The sequence below is a fragment of the Weissella kandleri genome (assembly GCF_001438705.1).
Classification (GTDB): Bacteria; Bacillota; Bacilli; order Lactobacillales; family Lactobacillaceae; genus Weissella; species Weissella kandleri.
The window spans coordinates 120,704-146,495 of sequence record NZ_JQBP01000001.1; the positions used below are offsets into that span (position 1 = coordinate 120,704).

Annotated in this window: 40 protein-coding genes and 1 tRNA gene; 30 read left to right on the forward strand and 11 right to left on the reverse strand. The window is 33.3% G+C overall.

Annotated features, from left to right (window positions below):
* Nucleotides 1–55: 55 nt before the first annotated feature.
* The 10 genes from IV73_RS00585 to IV73_RS00630 form a co-directional block, all read right to left on the reverse strand.
* The gene (locus tag IV73_RS00585) at nucleotides 56–1,138 is read right to left on the reverse strand and encodes a site-specific integrase (RefSeq protein ID WP_057753355.1); all 1,083 of its coding nucleotides are present in this window, start codon (nucleotides 1,136–1,138) and stop codon (nucleotides 56–58) included.
* Between the two features lie 149 nt (nucleotides 1,139–1,287).
* Nucleotides 1,288–2,202: a DNA adenine methylase gene (locus IV73_RS00590; protein ID WP_057753357.1), complete on the reverse strand. Its 915-nt coding sequence runs from the start codon at nucleotides 2,200–2,202 to the stop codon at nucleotides 1,288–1,290.
* Between the two features lie 64 nt (nucleotides 2,203–2,266).
* Nucleotides 2,267–4,009: an ATP-dependent nuclease gene (locus IV73_RS00595; protein WP_057753358.1), complete on the reverse strand. Its 1,743-nt coding sequence runs from the start codon at nucleotides 4,007–4,009 to the stop codon at nucleotides 2,267–2,269.
* A 32-nt stretch (nucleotides 4,010–4,041) separates the two neighbouring features.
* A tRNA-Ile gene (locus IV73_RS00600) sits at nucleotides 4,042–4,115 on the reverse strand.
* A 53-nt stretch (nucleotides 4,116–4,168) separates the two neighbouring features.
* Nucleotides 4,169–4,873, reverse strand: coding sequence for a hypothetical protein (locus tag IV73_RS00605; protein WP_057753360.1), 705 nt, complete (start codon nucleotides 4,871–4,873; stop codon nucleotides 4,169–4,171).
* 82 nt (nucleotides 4,874–4,955) lie between these two features.
* Complete coding sequence (locus tag IV73_RS00610) at nucleotides 4,956–5,276, reverse strand: hypothetical protein (protein ID WP_057753362.1); 321 nt, start codon at nucleotides 5,274–5,276, stop codon at nucleotides 4,956–4,958.
* A gap of 73 nt (nucleotides 5,277–5,349) precedes the next feature.
* Nucleotides 5,350–5,976: a hypothetical protein gene (locus IV73_RS00615; protein ID WP_057753364.1), complete on the reverse strand. Its 627-nt coding sequence runs from the start codon at nucleotides 5,974–5,976 to the stop codon at nucleotides 5,350–5,352.
* Between the two features lie 72 nt (nucleotides 5,977–6,048).
* Entirely contained in the window at nucleotides 6,049–6,477 is a 429-nt protein-coding gene (locus tag IV73_RS00620; RefSeq protein ID WP_057753365.1) for an SHOCT domain-containing protein, read from the reverse strand.
* A gap of 67 nt (nucleotides 6,478–6,544) precedes the next feature.
* Complete coding sequence (locus tag IV73_RS00625; protein ID WP_057753367.1) at nucleotides 6,545–6,976, reverse strand: hypothetical protein; 432 nt, start codon at nucleotides 6,974–6,976, stop codon at nucleotides 6,545–6,547.
* A gap of 3 nt (nucleotides 6,977–6,979) precedes the next feature.
* Nucleotides 6,980–7,342, reverse strand: coding sequence for a helix-turn-helix domain-containing protein (locus IV73_RS00630; RefSeq protein ID WP_083485514.1), 363 nt, complete (start codon nucleotides 7,340–7,342; stop codon nucleotides 6,980–6,982).
* A 262-nt stretch (nucleotides 7,343–7,604) separates the two neighbouring features.
* On the opposite strand from IV73_RS00630, the gene IV73_RS00635 reads away from it, so the two are divergent.
* The 7 genes from IV73_RS00635 to IV73_RS00655 are packed head-to-tail and all read left to right on the forward strand — an operon-like array spanning nucleotide 7,605 to nucleotide 9,672.
* Nucleotides 7,605–7,835, forward strand: coding sequence for a helix-turn-helix domain-containing protein (locus IV73_RS00635; protein ID WP_057753369.1), 231 nt, complete (start codon nucleotides 7,605–7,607; stop codon nucleotides 7,833–7,835).
* Nucleotides 7,836–7,847: 12 nt separating this feature from the next.
* Complete coding sequence (locus IV73_RS00640; protein WP_057753371.1) at nucleotides 7,848–8,069, forward strand: hypothetical protein; 222 nt, start codon at nucleotides 7,848–7,850, stop codon at nucleotides 8,067–8,069.
* Nucleotides 8,070–8,087: 18 nt separating this feature from the next.
* Nucleotides 8,088–8,855 (forward strand): phage antirepressor KilAC domain-containing protein, encoded by a 768-nt coding sequence (locus IV73_RS00645; RefSeq protein WP_057753373.1) that lies wholly within the window; start codon nucleotides 8,088–8,090, stop codon nucleotides 8,853–8,855.
* Nucleotides 8,856–8,872: 17 nt separating this feature from the next.
* The gene (locus IV73_RS00650) at nucleotides 8,873–9,097 is read left to right on the forward strand and encodes a hypothetical protein (RefSeq protein ID WP_057753374.1); all 225 of its coding nucleotides are present in this window, start codon (nucleotides 8,873–8,875) and stop codon (nucleotides 9,095–9,097) included.
* On the forward strand, nucleotides 9,090–9,263 hold the full coding sequence (locus IV73_RS06570) for a hypothetical protein (protein ID WP_157049516.1): 174 nt from the start codon (nucleotides 9,090–9,092) through the stop codon (nucleotides 9,261–9,263). The genes IV73_RS00650 and IV73_RS06570 overlap by 8 nt, the downstream gene beginning before the upstream one ends.
* Complete coding sequence (locus IV73_RS06575) at nucleotides 9,251–9,418, forward strand: hypothetical protein (RefSeq protein WP_157049517.1); 168 nt, start codon at nucleotides 9,251–9,253, stop codon at nucleotides 9,416–9,418. The genes IV73_RS06570 and IV73_RS06575 overlap by 13 nt, the downstream gene beginning before the upstream one ends.
* Nucleotides 9,418–9,672 carry a hypothetical protein gene (locus IV73_RS00655; protein ID WP_057753376.1) on the forward strand — a complete coding sequence of 85 codons (255 nt, stop codon included), beginning with the start codon at nucleotides 9,418–9,420 and terminating at the stop codon, nucleotides 9,670–9,672. The genes IV73_RS06575 and IV73_RS00655 overlap by 1 nt, the downstream gene beginning before the upstream one ends.
* Here the strand turns inward: IV73_RS00655 and IV73_RS00660 are convergent.
* Nucleotides 9,669–9,884, reverse strand: coding sequence for a hypothetical protein (locus tag IV73_RS00660; protein ID WP_057753378.1), 216 nt, complete (start codon nucleotides 9,882–9,884; stop codon nucleotides 9,669–9,671). The genes IV73_RS00655 and IV73_RS00660 overlap by 4 nt on opposite strands.
* 153 nt (nucleotides 9,885–10,037) lie before the next feature.
* Here IV73_RS00660 and IV73_RS00665 point away from each other — a divergent pair, with 153 nt between their 5' ends.
* From IV73_RS00665 to IV73_RS00770, 23 genes are all read left to right on the forward strand, one after another.
* Nucleotides 10,038–10,430 carry a hypothetical protein gene (locus IV73_RS00665; RefSeq protein ID WP_057753380.1) on the forward strand — a complete coding sequence of 131 codons (393 nt, stop codon included), beginning with the start codon at nucleotides 10,038–10,040 and terminating at the stop codon, nucleotides 10,428–10,430.
* A gap of 10 nt (nucleotides 10,431–10,440) precedes the next feature.
* Nucleotides 10,441–11,094 (forward strand): AAA family ATPase, encoded by a 654-nt coding sequence (locus IV73_RS00670; protein WP_057753382.1) that lies wholly within the window; start codon nucleotides 10,441–10,443, stop codon nucleotides 11,092–11,094.
* Nucleotides 11,095–11,099: 5 nt separating this feature from the next.
* On the forward strand, nucleotides 11,100–11,762 hold the full coding sequence (locus tag IV73_RS00675; RefSeq protein ID WP_057753384.1) for a DUF669 domain-containing protein: 663 nt from the start codon (nucleotides 11,100–11,102) through the stop codon (nucleotides 11,760–11,762).
* A 9-nt stretch (nucleotides 11,763–11,771) separates the two neighbouring features.
* Complete coding sequence (locus IV73_RS06740) at nucleotides 11,772–12,668, forward strand: hypothetical protein (RefSeq protein ID WP_057753386.1); 897 nt, start codon at nucleotides 11,772–11,774, stop codon at nucleotides 12,666–12,668.
* A complete protein-coding gene (locus IV73_RS00685) occupies nucleotides 12,658–12,861 on the forward strand; it encodes a hypothetical protein (protein ID WP_057753388.1) in 204 nt (67 codons plus the stop codon). The genes IV73_RS06740 and IV73_RS00685 overlap by 11 nt, the downstream gene beginning before the upstream one ends.
* Entirely contained in the window at nucleotides 12,858–13,301 is a 444-nt protein-coding gene (locus tag IV73_RS00690; protein WP_057753390.1) for a RusA family crossover junction endodeoxyribonuclease, read from the forward strand. Before IV73_RS00685 ends, IV73_RS00690 begins: the two co-directional genes overlap by 4 nt.
* Nucleotides 13,294–13,542 (forward strand): hypothetical protein, encoded by a 249-nt coding sequence (locus tag IV73_RS06645; RefSeq protein WP_057753392.1) that lies wholly within the window; start codon nucleotides 13,294–13,296, stop codon nucleotides 13,540–13,542. Before IV73_RS00690 ends, IV73_RS06645 begins: the two co-directional genes overlap by 8 nt.
* Nucleotides 13,535–13,726 (forward strand): helix-turn-helix domain-containing protein, encoded by a 192-nt coding sequence (locus IV73_RS00700; protein ID WP_057753394.1) that lies wholly within the window; start codon nucleotides 13,535–13,537, stop codon nucleotides 13,724–13,726. Before IV73_RS06645 ends, IV73_RS00700 begins: the two co-directional genes overlap by 8 nt.
* Nucleotides 13,723–13,911, forward strand: a complete 189-nt coding sequence (locus tag IV73_RS00705) for a hypothetical protein (RefSeq protein WP_057753396.1) — start codon at nucleotides 13,723–13,725, stop codon at nucleotides 13,909–13,911. The genes IV73_RS00700 and IV73_RS00705 overlap by 4 nt, the downstream gene beginning before the upstream one ends.
* Entirely contained in the window at nucleotides 13,908–14,078 is a 171-nt protein-coding gene (locus IV73_RS06585) for a hypothetical protein (RefSeq protein ID WP_157049518.1), read from the forward strand. The genes IV73_RS00705 and IV73_RS06585 overlap by 4 nt, the downstream gene beginning before the upstream one ends.
* Nucleotides 14,079–14,099: 21 nt before the next feature.
* Entirely contained in the window at nucleotides 14,100–14,498 is a 399-nt protein-coding gene (locus IV73_RS00710) for a DUF722 domain-containing protein (RefSeq protein WP_057753398.1), read from the forward strand.
* 123 nt (nucleotides 14,499–14,621) lie between these two features.
* Nucleotides 14,622–15,500 (forward strand): DNA adenine methylase, encoded by an 879-nt coding sequence (locus tag IV73_RS00715; protein WP_057753400.1) that lies wholly within the window; start codon nucleotides 14,622–14,624, stop codon nucleotides 15,498–15,500.
* A 5-nt stretch (nucleotides 15,501–15,505) separates the two neighbouring features.
* On the forward strand, nucleotides 15,506–16,792 hold the full coding sequence (locus IV73_RS00720) for a type II restriction enzyme (RefSeq protein WP_057753402.1): 1,287 nt from the start codon (nucleotides 15,506–15,508) through the stop codon (nucleotides 16,790–16,792).
* Nucleotides 16,793–16,922: 130 nt separating this feature from the next.
* The gene (locus tag IV73_RS06590; protein ID WP_057753403.1) at nucleotides 16,923–17,552 is read left to right on the forward strand and encodes a hypothetical protein; all 630 of its coding nucleotides are present in this window, start codon (nucleotides 16,923–16,925) and stop codon (nucleotides 17,550–17,552) included.
* Between the two features lie 190 nt (nucleotides 17,553–17,742).
* Nucleotides 17,743–18,477: a hypothetical protein gene (locus IV73_RS00730; RefSeq protein WP_157049520.1), complete on the forward strand. Its 735-nt coding sequence runs from the start codon at nucleotides 17,743–17,745 to the stop codon at nucleotides 18,475–18,477.
* 353 nt (nucleotides 18,478–18,830) lie between these two features.
* Nucleotides 18,831–19,448 (forward strand): isochorismate family cysteine hydrolase YcaC, encoded by a 618-nt coding sequence (ycaC, locus tag IV73_RS00735; RefSeq protein ID WP_057753408.1) that lies wholly within the window; start codon nucleotides 18,831–18,833, stop codon nucleotides 19,446–19,448.
* A 348-nt stretch (nucleotides 19,449–19,796) separates the two neighbouring features.
* Nucleotides 19,797–20,087 (forward strand): hypothetical protein, encoded by a 291-nt coding sequence (locus IV73_RS00740; RefSeq protein ID WP_057753411.1) that lies wholly within the window; start codon nucleotides 19,797–19,799, stop codon nucleotides 20,085–20,087.
* 120 nt (nucleotides 20,088–20,207) lie between these two features.
* Nucleotides 20,208–20,537, forward strand: coding sequence for a hypothetical protein (locus IV73_RS00745; RefSeq protein WP_057753412.1), 330 nt, complete (start codon nucleotides 20,208–20,210; stop codon nucleotides 20,535–20,537).
* 139 nt (nucleotides 20,538–20,676) lie between these two features.
* Entirely contained in the window at nucleotides 20,677–21,114 is a 438-nt protein-coding gene (locus IV73_RS00750) for a GNAT family N-acetyltransferase (protein WP_057753414.1), read from the forward strand.
* Between the two features lie 45 nt (nucleotides 21,115–21,159).
* Nucleotides 21,160–21,975, forward strand: a complete 816-nt coding sequence (locus IV73_RS00755) for an abortive infection family protein (RefSeq protein WP_057753417.1) — start codon at nucleotides 21,160–21,162, stop codon at nucleotides 21,973–21,975.
* 312 nt (nucleotides 21,976–22,287) lie between these two features.
* A complete protein-coding gene (locus IV73_RS00760) occupies nucleotides 22,288–23,157 on the forward strand; it encodes a terminase small subunit (protein WP_083485516.1) in 870 nt (289 codons plus the stop codon).
* Nucleotides 23,141–24,373 (forward strand): PBSX family phage terminase large subunit, encoded by a 1,233-nt coding sequence (locus tag IV73_RS00765; RefSeq protein ID WP_057753419.1) that lies wholly within the window; start codon nucleotides 23,141–23,143, stop codon nucleotides 24,371–24,373. Before IV73_RS00760 ends, IV73_RS00765 begins: the two co-directional genes overlap by 17 nt.
* The gene (locus IV73_RS00770; RefSeq protein WP_057753421.1) at nucleotides 24,373–25,788 is read left to right on the forward strand and encodes a phage portal protein; all 1,416 of its coding nucleotides are present in this window, start codon (nucleotides 24,373–24,375) and stop codon (nucleotides 25,786–25,788) included. Before IV73_RS00765 ends, IV73_RS00770 begins: the two co-directional genes overlap by 1 nt.
* The last annotated feature ends 4 nt before the right edge of the window (nucleotides 25,789–25,792 follow it).

A 25,792-nucleotide genomic window follows, 5' to 3' on the forward strand; every position in this document is an offset into this window, starting at 1 on the left:
ACTAAATGTAGCAAATTTGTAGCAAATAATTTAAAAATGAAATTTGCTACAAATTCTAAATAGAACTTAGAATATCTAATGAGCGCTCTTCTTCAACTGCACGGTGTTGACTTAATAGGTGTGTATATACACGTAAAGTCATAGATACATTAGTATGACCTAAACGTTCAGATACATATTGAATATCCACACCTTTTGATAGAAGCCAACTAGCGTGGGTGTGACGCAAACCGTGAAAAGTAATTAATTTATCTGAATTTATTTGATTCAATATATATTTTAATTCTTTATTTGCTGCTGCGCTAGTTATTGGTTTATTCGCATTATTATTAAATACAAAGTCGTTTGCTTTTGAAACTGGTTTCCAATTGATAATCTCGTTAAAAACATTCTTAGGTATTGATATTATTCTGTTGGAAGAGTCTGTTTTAGTGGTACTTAGTTTATTATCTAGGCTAATCCACGCTTTGTTGATATTAATTGAATTATTTGAAATATCTTTCCATTTAAGCCCGGCCAATTCTTCATATCGAGCTCCCGTAAAAATATCAAGGTAAATCATCATATCGGAAGCGGAGCGCTGAGAAGAGGGTTTATGGAGAATATATGAAATCAAATCAGTTATTTGTTTTTCTTCTAAAAATTTTAATTCTTTATTTTTACCATCTTTACCAGTTGCCTTTATATCAGCCATAGGGTCTCTAATTATAATACCGTCATATATAGCAGATTTTATGGCTTGATGAAGTTGATTTTTGACTTTTTGAACTGTTTCGAGAGAATATTTTTTACCAAGAATATTGATAAATCTTTGCGCTTCAGTTCTATTAAACTCTTTTAATTTAATACCTGGCATATACTCATCAATATAGAACTCGACTCTCTCATACCAGGTTTTTGTAGAGGTTGATACATCATTTTTATAAAGTTCATGCCAATTTTTAAAATATTTAGAGAGAAGTATATCTGATACAGAAATATTAAACCCGGTGTTGTTTAATTGTTCTTGTTCGGTGGCCCAAGTTTTTGCTTCTGTTTTCGTTCTGAAACCACTTTTAGTTTTTTTAGCGTATTTATTATTTTTTTTGATTGAAACAGAGGCGGTGTAAGTAGAACCGCGTTTGTAAAAGCTAGCCATTAATTTAAACCTAACCTTTCGATCTTATTAATAGCAGTTTAAAGACATGCTCAGGTCTGGTATAATAAATATCAGAAAAGAGCTAGTAATAGTTATTTTTTGTTTAACGCATATCCCGTTTACTTTGGTCGGTAGGGGATATGCGTTTTTTATTGTTTAACGGCGTTCATATTTTCTGAGAATTTAAGTTTTATTTTTTTGCTTGCAAAAATATATTCTGAAAATATCCCCCGCTTATTGGCAGAATAATTCAAATTATAGGCAAAACGTTGATCAGCATTTTGATATATAGTATTAATTTGTGGAGTGTAGTCATAAGTAGTTATCCAATAATACTCATTTAGGTCAAGAATATTGTTGGCCAAGGATATATGTTGATCTTGATTAAAAAAAGATAGGTATAGATTCTTGCCTTGCTCATAGTAAGGGGGATCAAAGAATATAAAAGAATTTTCCTTATCATAGTATTTATTATTTTTAATAATATTAATTAATTCATTAGCATCAACATTGTACAAATCTATTCTATTTTTTTCTTTTGATATATCTTGTATTTTTTTAATTAATGTTTTTTTATTAAATCTAGCATCGATTTTGTACTTACCAGATTGTTTTCTGCCACCGATTGGGCCACCATTAATAATACCGCTAACGTTCATACGATTAAGCATTAAAGTTGAAAAAGCATTCTCTATAGAGTATGGTTCATCAGCGACAGAAGAATGATTATTTTTTTGCTGTAACCAATATTCAGATAAAAATTCATTTGAGCAAATTCCAGGGGTTGTATAATCGAAAGGAACTTTCTTAATTAAATTAATTAATTTTTCGCTATTGTTGATAATGTTAAACCATAATGAGTGTATACTGGGATCGTAATCATTTATAACAATTTTAGATACCGTATTATGTAATAAAAGATCTATGGCCACACCAGCACCACCGGCAAAAGGCTCAATGTATGTTCCGGTGATGTTATTAACTTGAAGAGTGTTCTTTATAAACTCAATTAGTTGCGACTTTCCCCCGGGATAACGAAGGGGAGTCATTGTTGTTCTTGACATAATTTGACTCCTTTCGTAGTCACCTTATCATATAAAAAGAAGCTTGGCCAGTAACTTGTAAATATCATTCCGCAAAATACGAAGAAAATTTAATTCTAGAAACTGACTTGTTGGCTTGAATGAGACTCTGTCCAAATGTATGGATGCATTGTTTATTGTAATCTGATTCATTAGACCAAAATTGGAGAAGTTGTGTGTCGTTTGCAAATTTGAATAGGTATGCATTGGATTCGGGATCTTTTTTCATTTTTTGAAATGTGCGTTTTTTTGTAAATTCAATATCAAGAAAATCTTTTCGAATAATATCAGGATTCCATTGGAATTTTCCTGCTCTTATTAAATCGCTCCAGAATGGTTGGTATGAATTTTCTACGTAATTATACATTATATGAAAAATTAATGCTTCTGGAGCAAATCCGGTTGGAAGTATAACTTCATTCGATGATAGATTTCGGGTTGTTTTATGTTGTTCAGGATTATATTCGCCTCTAATAGTATCCCAGTTAGCAACCATCTTTTCCTCGTCAGAGTTATGTTCAAATCTACCATCACCATCTAGTAATATGATAGATTTAGAAAAATTATCATCTATTTCATTTAACGTTTGAAGTTGAAGCTTACCTAAACCTAACGGAATTATTTGAAATGAGTTGAGGTCAATATACTCTTCAGGGTATTCAATATTGAAGGCATCAACTGCTAAACGTAATAATTTTTCTCCTGCTTTATCCTCTGTATATATCTTGACTTTAGGTTTGTATATGGTTGAGTCCAAATACATATTCGAGAGAATGGAATAATAATCAGGATGATCGTCAACCATAGGAGCATCACGATTTATAATACTTAAAAGTCTATAATTGTCAGTTCCTCCTGTATTGACCAGTTTGTTGAAGAATTTAACAGCGGAGATTGAATGTGTGGTTAAAAATATTTGTATATTTAGAGTTTCAGATAATTCATTTAATAAATCTAATAATCTTTCCTGGGCATCAGGATGGAGAGATATGTCAAATTCATCGATAGCAAGAACCCCACCCTCATATTTTGGATCATCCTTAATTATCCAAAATTCAAGTAATGCAGAGATTATTTCTGATAGTGAGTCTTGACCAGTGGAGATAGATTCAGTTGCGGCGTTTTTAATCGGCATTTCATAGCGATGAGAGCTAGTACCTTTTTTGGTATCTGTTAAATAACCGTTTTCAGAAATACTATCTCTTAGTACACGATTATACCAACATGAATACATTTTTTTCATTTCGTCGGGAAGGGATTTTTTGTTAACAACGTCCAATTTATCCTGTCCACGAGGGAATACGCGTGCTAAAGAAATATATTTTGTTGGATATGGAAGACGAGTTTCTTTCTTAACATTAGGATAAATTTTTTGCAAACGTAAAATGGCATCTGATATTTTTTTGTCAGTTGATGGACTTTTTTGGGTTCTTGGTACAATGTGAGAGGCTCTTGTATCATCATCTGTTTTAAAATCTAGTTTTCTAGTGAAATTTTCGCTATTGTCATAGTTAGAATATTCAATGGATGCATCATATTTAGAAAAGTCTTCAGCAGAACTAATACTGAAATAATCAGAGTAATCGGGCTGCATTTTTCCTAATAATTTACTTTTTGAATCAAATAAATTTTTTGGGGTTCCACTTGCTGATGATAGCAATGCTAATATATTAGACTTACCAGTACCGTTGTGACCAATAATCATTGTAATTTTACGTCCAACATTAAATGTCATATTGTTAATATTGCGGAATTTTTTAATATTTACTTTTGATAAAGTTATTTTCATAATGATACCTCATATATTATTTTAAAATACAATGGACCCTGTCAGACTCGAACTGACGACCGAACGGTTATGAGCCGTTTGCTCTAACCAACTGAGCTAAAGGTCCGTGGCAGTTTAACGACGTACAGGTCGATATATAACAATAACAAATTAAATTACCTAGTGTCCAACTTCCCAATGATAACCTGCAGGTAGAGAACCACCAGGTTGAATAATATGCGAATGGCCCTTACGCGTCTCCCAAGTATAACCGTCTTGAATGGCCCAATGAGTACCATTATTAGATCCTCCAGAATTACTTGGAGAAGTTTGCGTATATTCATCTTGTTGTGCTTGTTGATAAGATTCACTAGCTTTTATCGAATCAGCTAATGAGATAGAGTTAGCTGTAGATTCTGAATCAGCCATTCTTTGAGATTCCGCAGATTGACTAGCAGAAATTGATTCAGACTCTTCCTTTGTGGCTTTTTCTATACTTTCGGATTTAGCCTTAGCTTTGCTTTCGGACTGAGCATCTGCTTTATTTTTTGATATTTCTCTTGCTTTAGCTTTGTCCTCGGCGTCTGTTTTTTTAATGGCTGATGTTGTGTCTTCGTTTTTCTTATTAACTTCTTTTTGGTAAGAAGGATTGCTTGAGCCAATGATCATTGGGGCTATTCCCGCCAATAGTAAGTAATTAGGATAAAATCTATTTGGTTTCTTTAATATGAATTTTCTTATATAAGAAACAATAGCATAGATGAATATTCCAAACCCCAAAACAATGGCAATTGATGGTAGTACGTAAGAAAGTAAGATAGCTATTAATATACTAATTATTTTAAACCACCATGTAGTGTTCCATAACTCTTTAATTTTATTCATGTTTAACTATAAACTCCTTAAAACGAGCCTTTTAATGTGGATGCTTAGCACATATGTATCCCGCAAGAGCGGGGGGGGATAACTATTTTACATCTGATACTTGAATACCTTTGCTCAAAAGAATGTCCTTTGAAGCGTCATCTGCTGGCATAAATCCTTGAGATAGTAAATCTTTAATGTATAAATTATTATAAATAAATGCAAAAACAAGGCTAATAATCCAAGTACCGTATCCCATTGTAAAACTACCTACGACTAATTCTGCTAAGAAAATAATTCCAAACCATTTCCAGTCTCCTCGGAATAAGGCTGGGAAGAATCCAAAAAATAGAGTGGTCCAAGAAAAGCCTGCTTTAACTTGCTTAACTTGATTAGTGACGGTGTTCTTTAAATTGGCTTTCATATTGCCGTGCTCCTTAAAATTAACCTTTTAATGTGGATGCTTAGCACATATGTATCCCGCAGAGCGGGGGGAGTTAATTATAAATAGCCAAAGCATTCATATTGTTATTTGCAGTTTCAGTTTCTGAAACGAAGGAATTAAAATTACCGTGAGGATCAGTAACTAATTTATTATAGTTAGAAAGAACTTTGATGGCGTCTTTTGCATTATCTAACTTGTCGTCAAATTTGGTTCCAGTGTACTTGGCATTCTTTTTTAATTTGTCTATATCAGCATTGATACTAACAATATCTAAAATAACTGACGTGTTATTCTGTTCGTTTTCTTCTAAAACTTGCTGTATATTATCATTAAAATCATCGTCATCCTCGTCATAAATTGAATCTGACCAAGCATCCTGAATGTCATTATTTTCGTCAATTAAAATAGAGTGGGCATCATATAATTTAGATTTAATGGATCTGTAAGATTGATTAGATTCTTTAATAGCATCGGACTTGGTAATATTATATTGGCCAAATAACAATAAACTTAAAGCAATAAAAACAGCTAAAATAATTGAATTAGCTATTGTTAATTTTTTAAAAATGTCATGCCTATTATTTGATATGGGCGTTTTTTTATATAATATACTAAGAATTATTAGTGAAAATAACGTAATCACAGATAAGACACAAAATATAATAAGTGAAATAAACATAATACTCCTTAAAACGAGCCTTTTAGTGTGGATGCTTAGCACATATTCATTTCGCAGAAGCGGGGGAGTGTTTTATTTGTTTAGTAATTTTTGTTTTTGTTTATCAAATTCTTCTTGGGTTAATATTCCTTTGTCTAATAGATCTTTGTATTTTAGAATGTCTTCAGCTGTATTATCAGAAGATTTAGTATCTTGCTGTTCGGTATTTTCAACCTCATTTAAAGAGTCTCTAAGGGCTGATTTAAATAATTCCATTTCTTTTTGAACAGCATTTTTTTGGACAGGGCCTAATCCAAAATTTTTACTGGTTATTATTATAGAAGTGTTGGCGTCATCTTTATAATTGATAGTGTATGATGTTTTAGCTTTCCACTGAAAAGCTACTTCACCCAATGTACGGTTATTAGAAAAACTTCTATACTTCACCATCGTTTTATCTAATATTTTTTGTGATTTATTTAAATCAAAAGGTAAAATTTGCTCTTCAATAATCTTAGACATATGAAACAATACTCCTTGAACCTTTTAGTGTGGATGCTTAGCACATAATTTCACAATAATGAATAAATTAATACTCGTATTGAACGTCTGTAATGGCGTCAATAACTGTATTTTCATATGTTAAAACTGGAAGATGAAAAGCTTCCATAAAATTGTATGGGTTGCGATATTCCAGTGGTGTATGTTTAAAAGAAAGGTGGGCTAAAATGTTAACCATTCCAGTGTTAGCAATGACCTCAGCTTCGTTTCTTAATCCAATAGAGAAGTTGTAAAGAGAAGGCTCAGAACTTCCATACAGGACATGAGACAGCTCGTGCGCTTTTCTAGCTACGACAGGAACATCAGTATTGAAATTTGTATTAATGATGATAATAGCAGGTTTATTTTCACGAATAATAACTGTGTCTGGATCATCAACTTCAAATTCATCAAAATATAATTCTATATTTTGAGAACAGATAAGCTTATCAACTTCTTCTTCCAACAGTTCAAATTCCATGCATTAATCCTCGTCGCCATCTACTAATTTAATAATGTCTAATATTCCTCGTTTAGCTTTGTCAGAGAGCTCTTTACCTTGGAAACGCATTACAACACCTTTATCCTCTAAAGCAGCGTCTAAATCAATTTCCTCAGGCTCAGTGGATGGGCCTTTTTTATTTGGTATCATTTCATCAGTATTACCTAGCAAATAATCAACGGAAACGTTTAAGACTTTGGCAACTGCACTCAACGCTTCAGAATTAGGAGTTTGTGTTTTCCATTTGTATATGGCATTCTTGCCTAAATTAGCCGTATCGTTTATTGAAACAAGGCTTAATCCTCTTTTTTTTGCGATTAATTTAACTCTTTCAAATATTGTCATTATGCCATTCCTTAAAGTATATTGAATAAAATTAGACATTTGGGGTAATTTTATGTTGATATTTTTAGACAAATGGGTTATATTTAACTCATCAAGTAATTAAGCAACAAAAAAACAAGCAATAATCAATGTAACTGTGGTCAGGAACATTAATATAGCGAGTTTAAGTTGTAATTTTTAGTATGCCTTTATTTTAGACGATTAGCTAATAAAAAGCAATGATTACTTGAAAATTACTTTAATTTATCGAGGAGGGAATAATATGTCTGTTCAAGAGGCAGTTATAACATTACGCAGAGCGCGACGGAATTTTAAAGATCACATAGATGATTATGGTTACGAACGCGAAGAGTTAGCAAAGGTAATCGGTACTTCGCCCCAATACTTATCAAGTTTGCTAAATGGCAATGCCAATGGTAAGACGGCTCGTGAGAAATTACGTAAATTATTTAAGTACACAGGATATTCTGGCGACAACTGGTTGCAACCATAAGGAGAAATAAGAATGAGCGTAAAAAATACTGAATTATTTTATGTTGTCACGTCTGATTCTAATAAAATTTTTGGTCCAAGCCGTATGTTAATGAGGTTAAAAGATGGTAGCTATCATTTTGAACCAAAGAAATTTAAAGACGAGTATGTTTGTAAATTTAGTATGGAAGAAATAAAACGGCTGGAACATAAAGGTGGTTTTAGTTTTAGCCCGTTTCTTGTTAAAGCGAATTAATTATATAGGAGAAGAATTATGAATGAAGTGCAAATTTTTGAAAAATTAAAATACAAGGAAATTAACGGACATTTATTATTTGACGCCGAAGATGCTGCTCGAATGATTGGATTGGTAAAAACTTCAAAAGGAAACACCTATGTTCGTTGGGAACGTGTGAACGAATATGCGTTGTCCACTTTTGGACAACCGGAAATTAGGCGTGGAGATTTCATCACTGAACAGCAGGTTTATAAAATAGCAATTAAAGCAAATTCGCAACAAGCTGAAAAGTTTCAAGATTGGTTAACAACAGAAGTTTTGCCAGCTATTAGAAAAAACGGTGGATATCTAACTGATTCAAAAATTGAAGAAGTTCTTACCGATCCAGATACCATTATTAATTTGGCAAAGAAGTTAAAAGAAGAACGAAATCAAAAGCTAATGCTGCAACAGCAAGTGGCTGAAAGTCGTCCCAAAGCCGATTATTATGACCGGATTATGAAGTCGAAATCATTAGTTGCAATTAGTCAAATTGCTGAGGACTATGGTTGGTCAGCACAGAAGATGAACGCCAAGTTACATGACTTGGGGGTTCAATATAAAGTTGGCAAACAGTGGTTGCTTTATGCCAAGCATAAAAATCACGGTTACACTTTCAGCGAAACGGTTGATATTACTAAAAAGGATGGCAGCAGCGACGTAAAGATGAATACAAAGTGGACACAAAAAGGTCGGGTATTCATTTATAACTTGCTTAAAAATGACGGAGTACTGCCAACCATTGAAAGAGATGATGTGGCCTAAGTGTGGAGGTATAAAAGATGACTACTAAAAAATCTGATATTAAATTGCCTTCTGAGCTAATACTTGCAGTAGATGCAAAAACAGCAGCTGCAATGTTATCGAAAGGTGAAACCTATTTTAAAGAACACATTTTGGGAAGTGATAGGTTTAGGCGTTTGCACGTAGAAATACCGGAATCTCCTGGTAGCTTTTCAGTATCTAAATTGAAATTGTTCGCTGATGGGGAGAGTAGATATGAGTAATAATATTGCGATATATATTTTAGGTGTGTGTGCTCCCATAGTTTTGAAGCAATCTATACAAGCGCTTAGAGCCATGCACAAGCCGGTTACTGCTAAAGGTAAAGAACTTAGCGGTGAACTGTTTGGCCGTGGTGAAGTAGTAGGAGGTTCAGAATGGACGATTTAATTATTTTCATTTCCGGCGGACTGGCAGTACTTTGGTCATGGTTGATTTTAGAACATTTAGATAGACCACATAAGGTTCAAGACAGCAAGCAAAAGTTATTAGAGCCTTGGCAGGTAGCTGACCAGTGGTATAAGCATATTTCAGGAGATAAGTAATGAAAAAAATTGATTACAACGTAATTGAAACAGTTCAAAAATTCGTCATATCGACACTAGAAGACGAACAAACTAAATACAACCCAGGAATGGTTGAAAGTATAGCTAAGATATTAGGTGTAATAGAAGAATACGACCAACATATAATTGATGCTGTCAAAGGGTTCGTCGTAGAGACATTAGGGGACAAAACAAAAAACAACTCAGAAATGGTTGCAGCCATTGCTAAGTTGTTAGATGTAACTACTGATTAATCTTTAATTTTCAAAAATGTGACACTGTCAGGGTCAATAAAATATTTAGTTTCATGATCACCAAGAGAATCAGAAACTTCTAGTGAAACTTTTAGAACGTCAGTTAATCCTAAAAATTTATTGGCTTTAATATGTTCACCAGACGTCAGGTGAATTTCAACTGAGTTATCGTTTGAAAGAGCTTCTTGAATAAATCCTGTTACTGCTTTCATTTAGCTTTCTCCTTTCATTTAGGGACTAGGCAAATGAGCCAGTAAATTACTTGTATCAAAGCGGGAGAGAACAACAATGAAAAAGTCACAAAAAAAGACTAGCCGCCGCCAAGCTTAGCTAGTCAATAAAACAAAATACAGGAGAATTTTATCATGAATGAGCTAAAAATTGTAACTGAATTTGGCGAAATATACGGAATGAGCCAATTAACTAAACAACAAATCGCGAATATGTCTAACGATCAGTTAGAAGAATTTGCCTATATCAGTAAGTATATTGAACCCACTTTCAAAGCTGCCAAGGATGAATTGAAGAGGCGCTTTGAGACAGGGCAAAAGTTTAATCACGCTCAATATACAGAAAGTATGCGGGCTACTATTCCTGACAATGAGAAGAATAAACAGGCATTTTTTAAAAAGTACGGGTTAGATGCGTTTGCTATTAAAACTCCAAAGCAATTAAAGACTAAGTTTGGGGAAGACATTGAATCAGATTTAGATAAAGTGACTGTCTATAAACCTACGCATATTTTGAATTTGAAATAAGAGGCAAATTATGAAGATGTACAAAGCTGGAGAAATACCCACAGTTGGGAATATGTATTTCGTTTATGGCGACGGTGGTACTGGGAAGACAAGCCTAATCCGACAGTTCACTGGTAAAAAATTGTTACTAAGTTACGATGGATCAACTAATGCTATTGCAGATACTGATGATATTGATGTGATTGCGTTTAATTCAGAAGATGCACCGCAAATGCAAGGTCTGACGTTAACAGCGCTAACGAAGTTTATAGAGGGTCACGACGTTATCTTTATTGATAACGTAACCGCTTTACAGAACTGGGTACTGGAAAATATTGACGGTGCTTCAAAAGATGGCCGGCAAAATTATCAGAAGTTGCAACTATGGTTTCGAAATTTAGGAATGTGGTTGCGTAGTTCTAATTTAACAATTGTAGCTACAGCTCACCAAATTGATAACGGTCCGTCTGGATTAGATGGTAAGGGACGATTTGAGCCCGATATGAATACTAAAACATTCAACGCGTTTACTGCGCCGTTTGATGTAGTTGGACGTATTTATAAAGATGGTGATAAGCGTTGGATAGATTTAGACACAGAAAATGGAAATCACGCCAAAAATAGGTTAGATGATCGGAAAATGATTAACGCAGCAGAACTAATTCAAAACAAGGAAGAGGGATAAATATTATGTTTACAGTAAATTCAAAGAAAAAAGCAGGAACACGAATTGTAGAATTCGCAGGTAAGTATAACGTTGAAATATCAGCAGCAGAGTTTAAAATGTCGCAATCAAACCGAGAAATGATGGTTATAACTTATCGGGTCTTAGATGGAGAACAGGAAGGCAACATTATTCCTTATGACAGGTTAGTTGATGATAGTGCTGACGAGGGGGTTACGAATAAAACATATTTTTCTTATGAACGCATTAATTCTTTTCTTGTTGATGGATTACAGGTCGAGAACGGCATTCAGTTCGACTTAAGGCAAGCGTCTCAATTAGTCGGAAAACAATTGTCTGTGAATGTTGGATGGAAGAAAGATAACTACGATAACAAAACAAAATATCAATTAAAGGTGAAGTCATATCATCCACTAATGCAAGACGGATCGAAGCCAGATATGAATAAGCCTCGGCCGCAAGCACCAGACAGCAATTCTGGCAATAGTAATGCATTTAGTAATAGTCAACCATCTTTTGGTGCACAGCCCACAAACACAACCAGTAATCAGGACAATGCGAATTTTGGCAATGCGCAGTCTAGTCCGTTCACACAACAAGTCGCGCAAAGTCAAAAAAGTCCATTTGTTGGCGGGCAAACTGTTAATGATGACGATTTACCATTTTAGGAGTTAGTAATGGCACAAAGAAGAATGTTTAGTTCAAGGATTACTAGTAGTGCAAAGTTTTTAAAAATGCCATCCAGCACTCAAAATCTTTACTGGCACTTAGGACAAAATGCAGATGATGACGGAGTAGTAGAAGCTTATAACGTTATTAATTTAATTGGCGCTAAAGAAGATGATTTACGATTATTAGTTACGAAAGATTTTGTGAAAGTTTTGAACGAAGATTTGGTTGTTTTTATAACTGACTGGCGAGAGAACAATCGAATACGATCAGACCGCAAAATCGATTCAATATATAAAGATCTATTACTTCAGATAATGCCCGATGTTGAATTATTGTCCTCTAAACCCCGAGCTGATGCCAAACCAAAGGCCCAACAAAGTGTTAATAATCAGTTGACGTCCACTGGACGTCCAGATGACAACCAACGGTCCGCACAGGTTAGGTTAGGTAAGGTTAGGTTAGGACAGGTTAAGGATGATGATGATGATGAATATAATCAATCATTAGAAATTCAAAAATCGCCAGAAATTTTCCCTAAAACAACAATCGCTGAATTGTTAGCTGAAAATCCACAAGTGGAAGGATTGGTTAACGACTTGTTTTCAGATTTGATTGTAGATAATCCAGACCAAGCTTTTGAAGCAATTAATGCAGTCGTCGGTCAGTATTGGCGATTGAGAACGCTGTTAGATGATGGCAACGAAGTGCTTATTTTAAAAGAACAAGTACACGGCAAAGGTCAGGGAATACTTGCAGTTATTAAAGAGGCGTCAGAAGCCCAATTAGAGTACATGAAGGTACATTTAGCAAACTTTATTATGTTTGGCCGGTACTTTGAAAATGGATTGATAGACAGGATTAATACGGCAATTTCAAGCGGAGGTATCAGTAATGGCAATTAGTAATTTTGAATTGCAAAAGCTTGAAGGTAAGCGAGATGAATTGAAAAGAAGTTTTGATAAAAAAGCTGAAGATTTATTGAATTTATATGCCGGTGATGATGCAGTTCCAGGACTACTGGAAGATTTAATGGACTTGAATAAACAGTACAAGGATCAAGATGATTTTATCGAGAATAGAGGCTACAACGAATGATTCACCATAAGTTCAGATTTGACATTGAACCGCAGCAACAAGAACGCCCTCGTTTTTCGAAACGGGGCAGTTTTGTTAAAGTTTACGACCCAATCAAAACAGCTAACTATAAAAAGCGGTTGCGACTGATGGGAACAAAGTTCGCTGAAAGTGTGCCTAAAATCGACGAGAAGACGCCTATCCACCTTGAAGTTACGTTTTACCGTCAATTACCTAAAAGTGCCACAAAGTGGCAGAGAAGGCTCGTTAAGCTTGAAAAATGGTTACCGGTAACTAAACCAGATTTATCGAATTATATTAAAGCGTTCGAAGATGGATTAAATACTGTTTTGTGGCACGACGATAGTCAAATTGTCGACATTGTGGCCAAAAAGCGGTTTGGCGATCCACGAATTGAAGTGGAACTTATTGAATTGGAGCAAGGAAAGAAAGATGGATAAAGAGTATAAATACAAAGCACGCAATCTAATCAAAGCACTGTATTTGATAATGGAATGGCTAGTAGTCTGCGCTCTATCAACTTATTGGGTACTTGTAACTGTTGATTTCGCTTTGAAGATAATGACAATCGGATACATTTTTACAGCCGGTGGCACGTTGATTTTGGCGCTGATGGGTATTTATTCAGTGTTTATTATCAAAAAGTTAATTGATGATTTTCGGAGGATCAGAGATGAATAGAATTAAAGAGTTACGGGAGAGTCAGAAAATTTCACAGACGTCATTAGCTTGGAAACTCGATATGCCCCAAAACACGATTAGTCAGTGGGAATCTGGTAAAAGAAAACCATCGAGATATGCTGTTAAATTTTTAGCTGATTATTTCAAAGTTAGTTCCGACTATTTAATGGGTTATGAAGAATGAAGTACGCATATAAAAATAAAGACGGGCTTTATTTCAAAGAACACTATCTGAAAAGTGGTAAGAGAGATTGGCAGTTTACTGATGATTTAAATCAAGCTTATACAGAACGCATGAATACTGCACAGTATGGACGACATATTAAGAATAAGTTTGATGGGCACGAATTTGAAGAGGTTGAGCTATGAAAGGTAAAAGAGCAAAATACGTAGTTTATGATCGAGATGAATTACTAGTGACGTTAGGTGATGTATTTGATGTTTCTGACTTTTTAGAATTGACAGTAGCTTCAGTTTACAGCGCAGTGACGAGAAAAAGTGTTACACAAAGTGGATATACAGTTGAAAGGTTGTAGATGGTGACTAGGGGGCAATAGATGGCTGATAAGTTAGATAAATTACTGACTGATTATTTCACTGGTAGATTGGATATATTAATCAAGCAGAGGGAACAAGAGTTGAGAAATCCAAAGCGTCCAGAAGACCTAAACAAGGATATTAAAGCAGCTAACTCATACAGCAATGCAGTTGAAAATATACTGATGAAACTGGAAGATGATGATACTTTGCAACAGTTAGAGAATCTAAGAGGACAAATTAAAGCTTTGGTTGATATGTTTGATGATCAGCATAAGCAAGTTTACTTTGCGAGATATCGAAATAAATTGAGTTGGAAGACGATCGAGTGGACCTATTTTGTTGATGAACGAACAGGACGTAGGTGGTGCAATGAATTAAAGATTTTGCTATCAGAATATAATATTATATATTATTGAAAGCGATGAGTTATTGTTAAAAGATTAATTATTTTGATTTAGTAATTTGGATTAAGTACAATATATTAATACGATTAGGTTATAATTAACATCTAAAATTAAATATTGGGGAATGCCAAAAAAATGAAAAAAAAGAATTTATTAGTCAAGCCATTTGTAAAATGGGCGGGTGGAAAAAGACAATTACTAGAAGATATAGAGTATTTTTTACCAAAAGGAATAAAAAATTATTATGAACCCTTTGTTGGAGGGGGTGCCGTTTTTTTAAGTATGCAATTTAAAAATACTACGATAAATGATTTTAATTCAGAGTTAACAAACGCTTATATGGTTGTTAAAAATAATGTAGAAGAATTAATCGAAGTTTTGAGAATGCATCAGAATAATAATAGTAGTGACTATTATTATTCTGTACGTGCGTGGGATAGAAATTATGAGATTGATAAAAAAACTGATATAGAACGAGCAGCTAGATTTATATATTTAAATAAAACAGGATTTAATGGATTATTTAGAGTTAATTCGCAAGGGCAAATTAATGTACCTTATGGTAGTTATAAAAATCCAGCAATAGTAAATGAAGATATCTTGAGGGCAGATTCAAGGTATTTGAATGAAAACAATATTAAGATATTAAATGGAGATTATGCAGAAGCATTAAAAGGTGTACAGAGAGGTGATTTTGTTTACCTCGATCCCCCATATGCTCCTGTTTCAGAAGATAAGAATAGTTTTGTTGGATACACGTTAAACGGATTTGGTTTTGAGGAACAGCAAAGATTATTGTCTATTTTTGATGAATTAACCAAAAAAGGTGTATATGCTATGATGTCTAATTCTAGTGTACCTGCTATACATGATTTATATAAAAAATATGCTAAAACTACGGCCATTGTTGGAGCTACTAGAAATATAAACAGTAAGTCTTCTGGTAGAAATAAAGTTGATGAAGTAATAGTCATGAATTATAATTACAAAAACAATGAAATTATAAAGGACTAATATTAATGTCAAGCAAATTAGATGAATCCTGGGAAAAATTATTTGATAAATATAATATATTAAGTGAAATTGAGAGTAACAATATTTTTGAAATATCAGCCGATGATATTAAAGAATTTAGAGAGCCTAGGCTGATGACTAAATTTGATTGGTCAAAAAGCAGGCCTGAATTATTTCGGAAAAATCAATTATCAATATTGCCAAATAGTAGAGGTACTTATGTTATTGGTAAATTTAAAGCTTATGAATCGTTGAATTATCAAGAGCTAAAGCCAATTAATGTTTCAAAACCAGACTGGGTTAGATCGTTTGATAAATTCTCTGTTACTTCGGAATCGGTCGCGTTAAATTTAGCTCAAATGACTGGTATGATAGATCAAGTTATGGGAACAAATGTGGGAGAGCCTGATGCTGTTGATACTATAACAGGTAGATTAAAGTCAGGAGATTTTAAATATAATATTGATTTATTAGGTGGAATGGGGGATAGTTTTGAATTTGAAGTAGGAAATTCTCAAGTTGAAATTGATGCTGGTTATGAAAATATAAGTAATCTTGCTGTTATTGAAGCGAAAAATAGAATACCAGAAGATTTTATGATTAGACAACTTTATTATCCGTACGTGGGATATAATAATTTAAATACAAGAAAAAAAGTACTACCAATCTATTTTACGCATGCTGATGATATATATGGATTTCATATATTTGAGTTTAAAGATATAAATAATTACAGTAGTATAAAGAAGGTTAAGCAACTCAATTTTATTATTGATGAAAATTTAGAAATTCATTTAGATGATGTAAAGTATATTAGTAAAAACAGCCCAAATAATGATGAACCGAATAATATACCATTCCCACAGGCTGACAATTTTACAAGGATTTTAGATATACTCAAATATTTAGGTTCTCCCCAAAACGGTGAAAATTTAGCAATTAATTATGGATTTGATAAAAGACAAGGTGATTATTATGGTAATGCCCTTGTATATTTAGGACTAGCTTTTAGAAATAATCATAAGTTCGAATTAACTGGAATTGGTAAAATAATATCTAAAATGTCTAACAATAATTCTAGAAATAAAAAAATAATAGAATTGGTTTTATCACATAAAATATTTAATTTAGTTTTCGAAAACACTTTAAATAGTGGTGGTGAGTTCGATAATGAATATATTAAAAAAACACTTTTACAATATTCTCCAAGCGTAGGTTCAGAGTCCACTGCTAGTCGTAGAACTAGTACAGTTAAAAACTGGATTAGTTGGGTTTTGGAACAAATTATATAAAAAGCTATACTATTCAAGTTTTTTTGATGTATAGCTTTTTTATTTTGAATTACTAAATTTTAAAAGTATTGATTTTTAATTACAGATATATAATACTTTTAATTAAAATAAAATTAAGAGGGTGGTATTTATGATAAAGGGTGGTTCTGGTGGTGAAAAAACCAATTTGAATGGACTAACATTTGAAAATTCTACAGATTTAGTTAGTAAAATTAATGATGATTTATCAGACAAATATGAAATAAAAGAACATATTTTTCCGAAATCATTTAAATCAGTGTTTAAGAAAAATAAAAACATATGGGATGTTTATCGCAAAGATGAAGATAAAAAAATTGGAATTATAACAAAAAAGAAACAATTTTATAATGTTTTGAGGGAAATATACAATTTAGAGAACATACATTCTAAAACTTGGGAACCAGATGAAGCTTTTTTTAACTTAGAGAGAGGGACGGTATTTATCGTTGAAAAAAAGTTTCAGACAGGTCCCGGTTCAGTCGATGAGAAACTTTTTGGATTTAACGCTAAGAGAATAATATACCAGGAAATTTTTAATCAAGAAGATAAAGAACCTAATATTCCGATCGAATTTGCTACTTTATTAAACTCATCATATTGGTTACATAGAAAGTATAAAGACGAAAATGGTGTAGAAAAAGTAAAAAGTAATTATTATCACGATTACTTTAATTCTTTAAGAAATAATGGTATTCGGATAATGTTCGATAAATATGATTATTGGTGGTTCGGCCTATAAATAATATAAGTATATTAATATTTCGGAATAATTTAAATGCTAATTTTAAAGTTACATATAGGACATATCTATTTAATATAAATCACGCGTTAAATAAATGATTCCAAATTTTTTTGAAATCTCACCCTAAATTAATAGCAATGTCTATAGGGTTGTTGATTTTTTATTTTAAAAAATGAAAGGTATCGATATGGCTACAGAAGAGTTAACAGGTTATATATTTCCACATCCCAAGAGAACAGAATTTTTAGTTGACTTAGATGAACTTAATCGAAATGATTTACGAAAATTGGCTGGTGTTAATGATTTTGGAAAATTGCGTAAATGGAAAATTTTTGCAGACGATTTAAAAGGGAATCAAGATCCGTTTGTTTGGAATAAAAATTTTTTGAATTCATATTGCAAGAAACCTTGGAATAGAAAATATTGGAATGGTATTAAATATATTATTTGGGTGTCATCAACAGACGACGGTAAAATATATTGTGATTTAGTTATGTTGATAAAAGAGTATTCTGCTTGGGAAAATTTTGTAACCCCGCTTTATGATGGTAATTTGTTTGCAAATAGAGATCATTATGCTAGATTCGAAGAACATACCACAGATAATCAAAGAAATAATGCTAATAATATGACTAGAACAACCTTAAAAGGCGATTCTGATAAAAGTTTTCAGCCTTTGGATGAAAATGGAGAGTTAATAGAGATTAGTGATATATTACGTAGTAATAATGTGTCTATTATAAAAGCAAAGGATAAAAACGGTAAAAATGTTCAGAATAATATTATAAAATTATATGATTCAAATTCAAAACAAATTTATGAAGACATTATTGAAAGAAGTGCTTTTAAAATTAAAGGAAATAGTTTAGCAAAAATAAGAGCTTTTATGAATGATGAAATAGATAAATTTATTAATACATGAAATTATATTTATTTAGATTAAATGATGTCCGTTTTTGTCTAAAAAAAGGTGTTAAATTTGTATTATCGAATAATTAATATTGAAGCAGTGATTCAAGGCGTCGAATCATTGCTTTTTTATTCGATTAAATAGTGGTAAATGCAGGAGTTGATCTTGTTCAATTAATGTATTGATAGATTATAAAATTCTTGTAAGTTGCAACGATTAACCACTATGTACTAGTACCAGGTCGACAAAAGCAAGCCAATTCTAAAGTTATTTTAAAAATAGAAATTGGTTATGAAACCGCATGCTGGTCAGGTTTCAAAAATAGTTGTTATTTAGGTGATTTTTTAATCAGGAAGGTTAATAGTATGGACTTGTATAATCGTTTGGATAAAAATAATGCAGCCGTTTTGATGGTTGATCATCAAACTGGTTTGATCTCAGGATTCGTTCGTGATTTTGGTGTTGATGAATATCAACAAAATGTTGAAGCAATGGTAGACATTGCGAATTACTTTAAATTACCAACTGTTTTATCTACAAGTATGGAAAGTGGACCAAATGGACCGCTTATGTCATATATTTCAGAAAATCTACCTAATGCTCCGAAGATTGAGCGCCCTGGAGAAATTAATGCGTGGGATAATCCTGACTTCGTTAAGGCTGTTGAGGATACTCAGAAAAAGCAATTAATTATTTCTGGTGTGGTTACGGATGTATGTGTAGCTTTTGTTGCTTTGTCAGCTATTAATGCAGGTTATGAAGTTTTCGTTGTAGCGGGTGCATCAGGAAGTTATGAAGATAAAATTGCTCGTGACGCTCTTAATCGTATGACTAGCGCGGGTGTTCAGGTTATGAGCTGGTTCTCAGTAGCTAGTGAATTACACCGTGATTGGCGTAATGATGTTGAAGGATTTGGTCAATTGGTTCAGTCACATTTCCCTGCATACAAAAATGTTGTAACTAGTTTCAATGCTAAGAATTAAAAATATTTAGAAAGATTAGGTAAGATAATTTTCACTAAATATTAGATGTTTCTTAGTTAATGTTATAGTAGTGGCGGAATAGGTAGACGCATATCTTTAGGCAGGTTGAAATAGCCCACGAATACTAAGATAGATTTAAAATCCAAAATCATGTAAGGTGCAAATCCTTACCTACTATGTTAAAGCAATGATAAATTTACCCATTTCCAATGTACCTAGTATTTATAGCTATCTTTTTGTACTATGTATGTATTGGAGGATGAAAGCTATGAATAGAGAAGGTTTGTTAGAGATGATAAATAATCCAGAATCAATATTAAAGGCTGATAAAAAACACTTGAGGAAAGAATGAGGCAGCGAAAATTAACTGCTGATGAGCAAACGGAAGCTATGATTGATACATTAAAAGATAAAGGTCGAGAATCTGTGTTGAATATACTAAATGGAGATTTAGGGAGTCTCATTTTTGATGTAATTGAAACTGGTGATAAACTAGGACAAAATATAGCTGATATGAAAAAATCTTTGGTAATTGCTTCTTACGTGCAAAAATCAGATGATCACGAAAAGGCGTTACAACATATTATTGAATTAATTACAGATCCATATGGACTGACATTATATTCAAAATTAACTTAAATACTTAATGGTTCACCAGCAGATAATGATACATTAGATGTTTTAGCAAACGTTTTAAGAAATATAAGTGATGATGATGATTTAAAGGAACACTTTTCAGATAAGAGAGTTGTACTTTCTATGATTGCCAAACTATCACCACTGGCACTTTTGGTACTGCAAAGAAATACTATTTACTGGCCGATTATGAAATTGCCGAAAGGTGGGGGTTTCATTTCTGGTGGAGTATTGAGCGGTGACCATAGTGAGTATATCGCTCAGGAGTTATTAAAGAGTGGAAAGTTTAACAATATTTCAAAAATGTCTTTAGGGTTAGCAATCAAAGAATTAGAAGCAAATGGGTTATGTTTTACAAGTGCAGGAAATATTACAGGAACGCCTGAATATCAAATTATGATACAAGAAGTTCTAACAGAGGCAGGCAAAGATGTATATGACTTAATTAAGTGATGTCAATAAGGTATATTTAATAGGATATTAGATTTTGTATTATTACTCCGATATTTTTTAGCGGTATATGATGTTTATCATATTGAAGCAATGACTTAGGTTGTTGCTTTTTGTTATAATCTATCTTTGGAGGTAGGTTATGTTAAATAATAGAATTGCTGAAAAAGTTGATTATACAAATGTAATTGATATATGGGATCGGTCAGTTAAGGCTACTCATCATTTTCTATCAGAGGAAGATAAAGATTTCTATCAAAATATTATTCCTAATTTTTTTGAGGAAGTTGAATTGATGTTATGGTATGACGATGAAGCGTTGATTGGATTTAGTGGTGTAGACGGTCAAGAGTTAGTAATGCTATTTTTGGACCCACAATTTATTGGTAAACATTATGGAACTCGAATTATAGATTGGCTGAAAATGAATAGAAACATTAACAGTATCGACGTTAATGAGCAAAATGAAAATGCATTAAAATTTTATTTGAAGCAGGGATTTGAGATAGATTCAAGAAGTGAAAAAGATGGGTTTGATAAGCCATATCCAATTTTACATTTAAAGAATATTAGCGTCTAATATTTGTTAGGCGTTTTTTGTTATAATTCATCTTTGGAGGTGTGTATGAAAAAAATAATAGAACATCAAAAACCAGAAATATATATAGATAGCTTTCCAGTCGTTCCTGTAGATGATATTTATTATAAAATGAACGACTCTTTTAATGATGAAAGATATGATGAAACTGTTAGTTACGCTCGTTCGATGATTGAATCCACATTCAAATATGTATATGGGATAATTAAAGGAAATAGTGTTTCTGAAGATTTAAAAAGACAACCTAAACTACATGAATTATCAGTAATGACATTGAAAATATTTAACAATGAACTAGCCAATAGTGAAAATGTCATTAAAATGACTAAACAAGTTATAGATATAATTGATGCAATTGGAAATATGAGAAATGATACTGATTCAGCTCATGGTCCAGAAAGACGAACTATTCCAGTCAATAAAATAGAGGCTAGATTTGTAAAATTCAATGCTGAGAGTATTGTTCAGATGATGTTAGATTTGCTCTTTACTAAGACTCATTCGTTAAAGAGAAATGCTGTAAATGGAATAATTGATACAAATGGATTAAAAAAATATAATGCTTCATCCTATAAGGATGAAGAAAGAGATATCAGTTATTTAGTTTTGCCCGATTCTGGCATTATTCATCAAGTTGAATTAACTTTACCTAGTCATACAAATTTAGAATTAGATAGTGAATTTTTCTCAGAACATATTGCTGATTTTGTTGAAGACGATGTTACGTCGGAAGATGTTTCTGAAAATGGTATTCATAAATATAGGTATTATTCTAAAAAGAAAGATTTTTATTATGATGTACTAATTCAAAATAATGTCATATATATTTCAAGAGAATTTTAATTACAAATAGATTTAATTAGATATATGGGCGTCTAACAAATGTTAGGCGTTTTTTTGTAGGAGAAAAAAACATGCTATTTAACATTATATGTGTATTAGGTTTGACAGTAATGGGACTGCTTTTGTTTGGGGCGGTTCTATTTTTGTTTTATATGGTTGTGATGGTTATTGAAATGATGATTAAAGAACTAATTAAAGTGTGGAAGGAATGAGCAAAGATTATAGACGATTAGAAGATCAGATAATTGGTCGATTGGATAAAGAGAAGAAGCGATAGCAAGAAGCTAAGAAGAAAGGTGGTGGTGATATGACATGACAGATAAATGGGAACAGGCAGAGAATGATTATTTAGCTGGAATGAAGCAAAAAGACATAGCCGCTAAATATGATGTTTCATTAAGTGCTGTAAAATCTTGGAAATCTCGAAAATGGGGCAAAGAAAAGGTCGCAACCAAAAGCAAAAAGGTCGCAAAAAAAGTTGCAGCTAAGTCGCAAAAGGTTGCAACCAAAAATAACGTTAATGATGTGATTGATGAGCTAGATGAATACGGACTTACGGATAAGCAGAACCTGTTTGTAGTGCGGTATTTGAAGTCATTTAATGCAACTCAGGCCTACATGGATGCATATAAAGTTGACTACAATACTGCTAATGCAAGCGGCCCAAGGATGTTAGTAAATGTTAGTATTCAAAAAGCTATCAAACGTATCAAAGCAGCTCGATTTAAGGACGTTGCAGTTGATGAAAATGATTTGATTGCACAATTGGCCAAGCAAGCATTTGCTGATATTGGTGATTATGTGATTATCGGAAGTCACGATGAATATAAAACCGATGAAAACGGCAACGTTTTGGATGTTGATGGCAATCCAGTGATTCATCACAAATCTTACGTTCAGTTAGTTCCGGGTGATCAAGTTGATACGTCGTTAATTAAAAAAGTGACCGTCGGAAAAGACGGCCCGATTGTTGAACTGTTTGATAAGACTAGGGCGCAGGAAAAGCTTTTGGATCTATTGCTTGGTGTTGATGATGCTAAGGTCCGAAAGACAATAACTGATGCAAATATAGCAGAGGCTAAGTTGGAACAAATAACAGCAAAACAAGACGATATTGAAACCGGATTGACCAACGTGATGGATTTGTTGATGAAGGGAGAAGACAATGATAGAGACGCTTAAAAATGCATATACATTAAAGCAACGCGAAGCTTTACATGTAGCATTTGATGGGGATTTTCGGATGTTAATACTTCACGGAGCTGTGCGCACAGGTAAAACTGTTGTCAATAATGATGCCTTTGTAGCTGATGTCTTGAGAATTAGCCGTTTACCTCAACAGGAACGTGGTAGGCGTCCTCAATATATATTAGCTGGTTATTCAAGTTCCACACTTCAAAACAACGTCTTGAATGAATTGACTAATAAATATGGGTGGGAGGCTAAATTTGACCGTCACGGTAATTTCATGCTGTTTGGGGTACAAATTGTCGTTACTTATACTAATTCAGAGCGTGGGGTTGGTTCTATCCGTGGTATGACAGCTTATGGGGCCTACATCAATGAGGCTTCATTAGCTAATCGTGCTGTATTTGATGAAATTTTAAGCCGTGTGTCTAAACCAAACGCACATATTTTTGTTGATACTAATCCAGATACTCCAACACATTGGTTAAAGACAGATTACATTGATAATAAAGATCCAGATGCCCGGATAAAGAGTATCCAATTTGTTTTAGATGATAATACTTTTTTGTCAGATGACTATGTTAAATCGCTAAAAGCTGAAACTCCTAGCGGGATGTTTTATGATCGCAAAATTCTCGGACGTTGGGTTAATAGCGAAGGAGCTGTTTATCGCGATTTTGATGAATCTAAAAACTTCGTAAAAATTGATGACATTCCACCAATAGTGAATTATTTTGCTGGCGTTGACTGGGGATATGAGCACAAAGGTGTAATACAAGTCTGGGGTGAGGATAATAACGGAGCTGTATATTTGTTAGATGAACAAGCTAAGCAGCACCGAGAAATTGATTATTGGGTAGACATTGCAAAGGGCTATGAAAGTAAATATGGCAAGCTTGTATTTTGGTCTGATTCAGCTCGTCCTGAGCACGTTGATAGGTTTATTGAAGAAGGCTTAGATGCTCGTAATGCCGATAAACGCATTCTGAAAGGTGTTGAAGATGTGGCTCAGCGCATTAAGCTAGATAAGCTATTCGTAGTTAAGGATAATGCTCAAGAATTTGCCAAAGAAGTATTTGATTATGTATGGGACGAGCGTAGTGGAAAGCCTATTAAAGAGAATGATCACTCAATGGATGCTGCTAGGTATGCTATTCATAATCAATTCGCCGAAAATAACAAAGTTCAGATTTTGGAAGGTATTTTTTGATGGTATTAAAATTTAGAGATGATAAGTTGTTGGCCGACGAAAACGATGTATTCTATTTTGATCAACAAAGCGATGAAATTATAGACGAGAAAGAGCTAGGAGAATTAATTAGCGTACATTCACGTAATGTTGTAAGACGCTTCAATAAATTGATGCGTTATTACTTAGGTAAGCACTCAATTTTAAATAAGCAAAGCAAGTCGAAAGGTAAGCCGGATAATCGAATTATTATTAATTTTGCGAAAGAAATTGTTGATAATGAAGTGGGATATTTTGCTGGAACACCAGTTAAATTTGATTATGATGAAAATGGTGTCAGCAATAATGAAATTGATAAGCGAATCGCCGACTTTGTAAATATTAATATGTTGTCTGACACAGTAGCCGAGTTAGCCAAGCAGGTCGATATTTTCGGACGAGCTAACGTGTTGTTATACCAAGATGAGGATGCTAGCACTTTAGTTAAGCCTATTGATCCTAGGCAGTCATTCATCGTTTACGATACCAGCATTAATAAAAATAAATTATTTGGAATCTATTACAATCAAATTAAGCGAAACGGGACAGTGCGTGGAGTTCTTTATACTAAAACGCAATGTTTTGAGTTTACAGGTAATACGTCCGGGGAAATTATTATGGGAGATGCAATTGATAATGTATTTCAAGACGTCCCATTGGTGGAATTTTATGCATCTGTTGAACGGCAAGGGTTATTTGAACAAGTAATATCACTGATTGATTCAGTTGAGCAAGCATTTAGCAATAAAAATAATGATATTGACTACTTTGCTAATACAATTATGAAGATCGTGAATGCTGCTATTAAGCAAGAAGACGTTGAGGCAATGATTGATAAACGTCTATTAAATGTTAAAAGTGTTTCTGGTGAAGGCGGTGGAGTTGATATCGATTTCTTAAATAAGCCCGATGCCGATAATATTCAGGAGCATTTCTTAGAACGCGCAATCGATTTTATTTATTCAAAATCAAACAGTGCTAATTTTAATGATGAGGTGTTTGGTAATGCGTCAGGAACGGCACTTGAGTTTAAGCTTCAGTCAATGTCTAATGCTGCAGGTATGAAGGAACGTAAATTTAAGACAGCACTGAAACAGGTTTTCAAGCTTGCATTTCAAGTAGGGGCCACGCTTCCATACGCTCCAGGAGCTGAAAAGAATATCAGTATGACATTTAAGCGAACGATTCCGCATAATGTTCAAGATGAAGCTAATACAGCTAAAACGCTGTTAGATGTCACTGATGAGCACACGGCCCTTTCTGCATTATCGATTGTTGATGACCCAGATGCTGTAATTGAAGCAAAGAAGAATGACCAAAGTGGTAAAGCGGAAAATATGTTGGATATGATAAAACAGACGGAGAGCAGCGACAACAATACTTCTGACAAGGAGTAGTTAG

Excerpts from the sequence above, each read along its gene's own strand:
- IV73_RS00585 (WP_057753355.1), bottom strand. The coding sequence starts at position 1,138 with ATGGCTAGCTTTTACAAACGCGGTTCTACTTACACCGCCTCTGTTTCA.
- IV73_RS00590 (WP_057753357.1), bottom strand. The coding sequence starts at position 2,202 with ATGTCAAGAACAACAATGACTCCCCTTCGTTATCCCGGGGGAAAGTCG.
- IV73_RS00595 (WP_057753358.1), bottom strand. The coding sequence starts at position 4,009 with ATGAAAATAACTTTATCAAAAGTAAATATTAAAAAATTCCGCAATATT.
- IV73_RS00605 (WP_057753360.1), bottom strand. The coding sequence starts at position 4,873 with ATGAATAAAATTAAAGAGTTATGGAACACTACATGGTGGTTTAAAATA.
- IV73_RS00610 (WP_057753362.1), bottom strand. The coding sequence starts at position 5,276 with ATGAAAGCCAATTTAAAGAACACCGTCACTAATCAAGTTAAGCAAGTT.
- IV73_RS00615 (WP_057753364.1), bottom strand. The coding sequence starts at position 5,976 with ATGTTTATTTCACTTATTATATTTTGTGTCTTATCTGTGATTACGTTA.
- IV73_RS00620 (WP_057753365.1), bottom strand. The coding sequence starts at position 6,477 with ATGTCTAAGATTATTGAAGAGCAAATTTTACCTTTTGATTTAAATAAA.
- IV73_RS00625 (WP_057753367.1), bottom strand. The coding sequence starts at position 6,976 with ATGGAATTTGAACTGTTGGAAGAAGAAGTTGATAAGCTTATCTGTTCT.
- IV73_RS00630 (WP_083485514.1), bottom strand. The coding sequence starts at position 7,342 with ATGACAATATTTGAAAGAGTTAAATTAATCGCAAAAAAAAGAGGATTA.
- IV73_RS00635 (WP_057753369.1), top strand. The coding sequence starts at position 7,605 with ATGTCTGTTCAAGAGGCAGTTATAACATTACGCAGAGCGCGACGGAAT.
- IV73_RS00640 (WP_057753371.1), top strand. The coding sequence starts at position 7,848 with ATGAGCGTAAAAAATACTGAATTATTTTATGTTGTCACGTCTGATTCT.
- IV73_RS00645 (WP_057753373.1), top strand. The coding sequence starts at position 8,088 with ATGAATGAAGTGCAAATTTTTGAAAAATTAAAATACAAGGAAATTAAC.
- IV73_RS00650 (WP_057753374.1), top strand. The coding sequence starts at position 8,873 with ATGACTACTAAAAAATCTGATATTAAATTGCCTTCTGAGCTAATACTT.
- IV73_RS06570 (WP_157049516.1), top strand. The coding sequence starts at position 9,090 with ATGAGTAATAATATTGCGATATATATTTTAGGTGTGTGTGCTCCCATA.
- IV73_RS06575 (WP_157049517.1), top strand. The coding sequence starts at position 9,251 with ATGGACGATTTAATTATTTTCATTTCCGGCGGACTGGCAGTACTTTGG.
- IV73_RS00655 (WP_057753376.1), top strand. The coding sequence starts at position 9,418 with ATGAAAAAAATTGATTACAACGTAATTGAAACAGTTCAAAAATTCGTC.
- IV73_RS00660 (WP_057753378.1), bottom strand. The coding sequence starts at position 9,884 with ATGAAAGCAGTAACAGGATTTATTCAAGAAGCTCTTTCAAACGATAAC.
- IV73_RS00665 (WP_057753380.1), top strand. The coding sequence starts at position 10,038 with ATGAATGAGCTAAAAATTGTAACTGAATTTGGCGAAATATACGGAATG.
- IV73_RS00670 (WP_057753382.1), top strand. The coding sequence starts at position 10,441 with ATGAAGATGTACAAAGCTGGAGAAATACCCACAGTTGGGAATATGTAT.
- IV73_RS00675 (WP_057753384.1), top strand. The coding sequence starts at position 11,100 with ATGTTTACAGTAAATTCAAAGAAAAAAGCAGGAACACGAATTGTAGAA.
- IV73_RS06740 (WP_057753386.1), top strand. The coding sequence starts at position 11,772 with ATGGCACAAAGAAGAATGTTTAGTTCAAGGATTACTAGTAGTGCAAAG.
- IV73_RS00685 (WP_057753388.1), top strand. The coding sequence starts at position 12,658 with ATGGCAATTAGTAATTTTGAATTGCAAAAGCTTGAAGGTAAGCGAGAT.
- IV73_RS00690 (WP_057753390.1), top strand. The coding sequence starts at position 12,858 with ATGATTCACCATAAGTTCAGATTTGACATTGAACCGCAGCAACAAGAA.
- IV73_RS06645 (WP_057753392.1), top strand. The coding sequence starts at position 13,294 with ATGGATAAAGAGTATAAATACAAAGCACGCAATCTAATCAAAGCACTG.
- IV73_RS00700 (WP_057753394.1), top strand. The coding sequence starts at position 13,535 with ATGAATAGAATTAAAGAGTTACGGGAGAGTCAGAAAATTTCACAGACG.
- IV73_RS00705 (WP_057753396.1), top strand. The coding sequence starts at position 13,723 with ATGAAGTACGCATATAAAAATAAAGACGGGCTTTATTTCAAAGAACAC.
- IV73_RS06585 (WP_157049518.1), top strand. The coding sequence starts at position 13,908 with ATGAAAGGTAAAAGAGCAAAATACGTAGTTTATGATCGAGATGAATTA.
- IV73_RS00710 (WP_057753398.1), top strand. The coding sequence starts at position 14,100 with ATGGCTGATAAGTTAGATAAATTACTGACTGATTATTTCACTGGTAGA.
- IV73_RS00715 (WP_057753400.1), top strand. The coding sequence starts at position 14,622 with ATGAAAAAAAAGAATTTATTAGTCAAGCCATTTGTAAAATGGGCGGGT.
- IV73_RS00720 (WP_057753402.1), top strand. The coding sequence starts at position 15,506 with ATGTCAAGCAAATTAGATGAATCCTGGGAAAAATTATTTGATAAATAT.
- IV73_RS06590 (WP_057753403.1), top strand. The coding sequence starts at position 16,923 with ATGATAAAGGGTGGTTCTGGTGGTGAAAAAACCAATTTGAATGGACTA.
- IV73_RS00730 (WP_157049520.1), top strand. The coding sequence starts at position 17,743 with ATGGCTACAGAAGAGTTAACAGGTTATATATTTCCACATCCCAAGAGA.
- ycaC (WP_057753408.1), top strand. The coding sequence starts at position 18,831 with ATGGACTTGTATAATCGTTTGGATAAAAATAATGCAGCCGTTTTGATG.
- IV73_RS00740 (WP_057753411.1), top strand. The coding sequence starts at position 19,797 with ATGAGGCAGCGAAAATTAACTGCTGATGAGCAAACGGAAGCTATGATT.
- IV73_RS00745 (WP_057753412.1), top strand. The coding sequence starts at position 20,208 with ATGATTGCCAAACTATCACCACTGGCACTTTTGGTACTGCAAAGAAAT.
- IV73_RS00750 (WP_057753414.1), top strand. The coding sequence starts at position 20,677 with ATGTTAAATAATAGAATTGCTGAAAAAGTTGATTATACAAATGTAATT.
- IV73_RS00755 (WP_057753417.1), top strand. The coding sequence starts at position 21,160 with ATGAAAAAAATAATAGAACATCAAAAACCAGAAATATATATAGATAGC.
- IV73_RS00760 (WP_083485516.1), top strand. The coding sequence starts at position 22,288 with ATGACAGATAAATGGGAACAGGCAGAGAATGATTATTTAGCTGGAATG.
- IV73_RS00765 (WP_057753419.1), top strand. The coding sequence starts at position 23,141 with ATGATAGAGACGCTTAAAAATGCATATACATTAAAGCAACGCGAAGCT.
- IV73_RS00770 (WP_057753421.1), top strand. The coding sequence starts at position 24,373 with ATGGTATTAAAATTTAGAGATGATAAGTTGTTGGCCGACGAAAACGAT.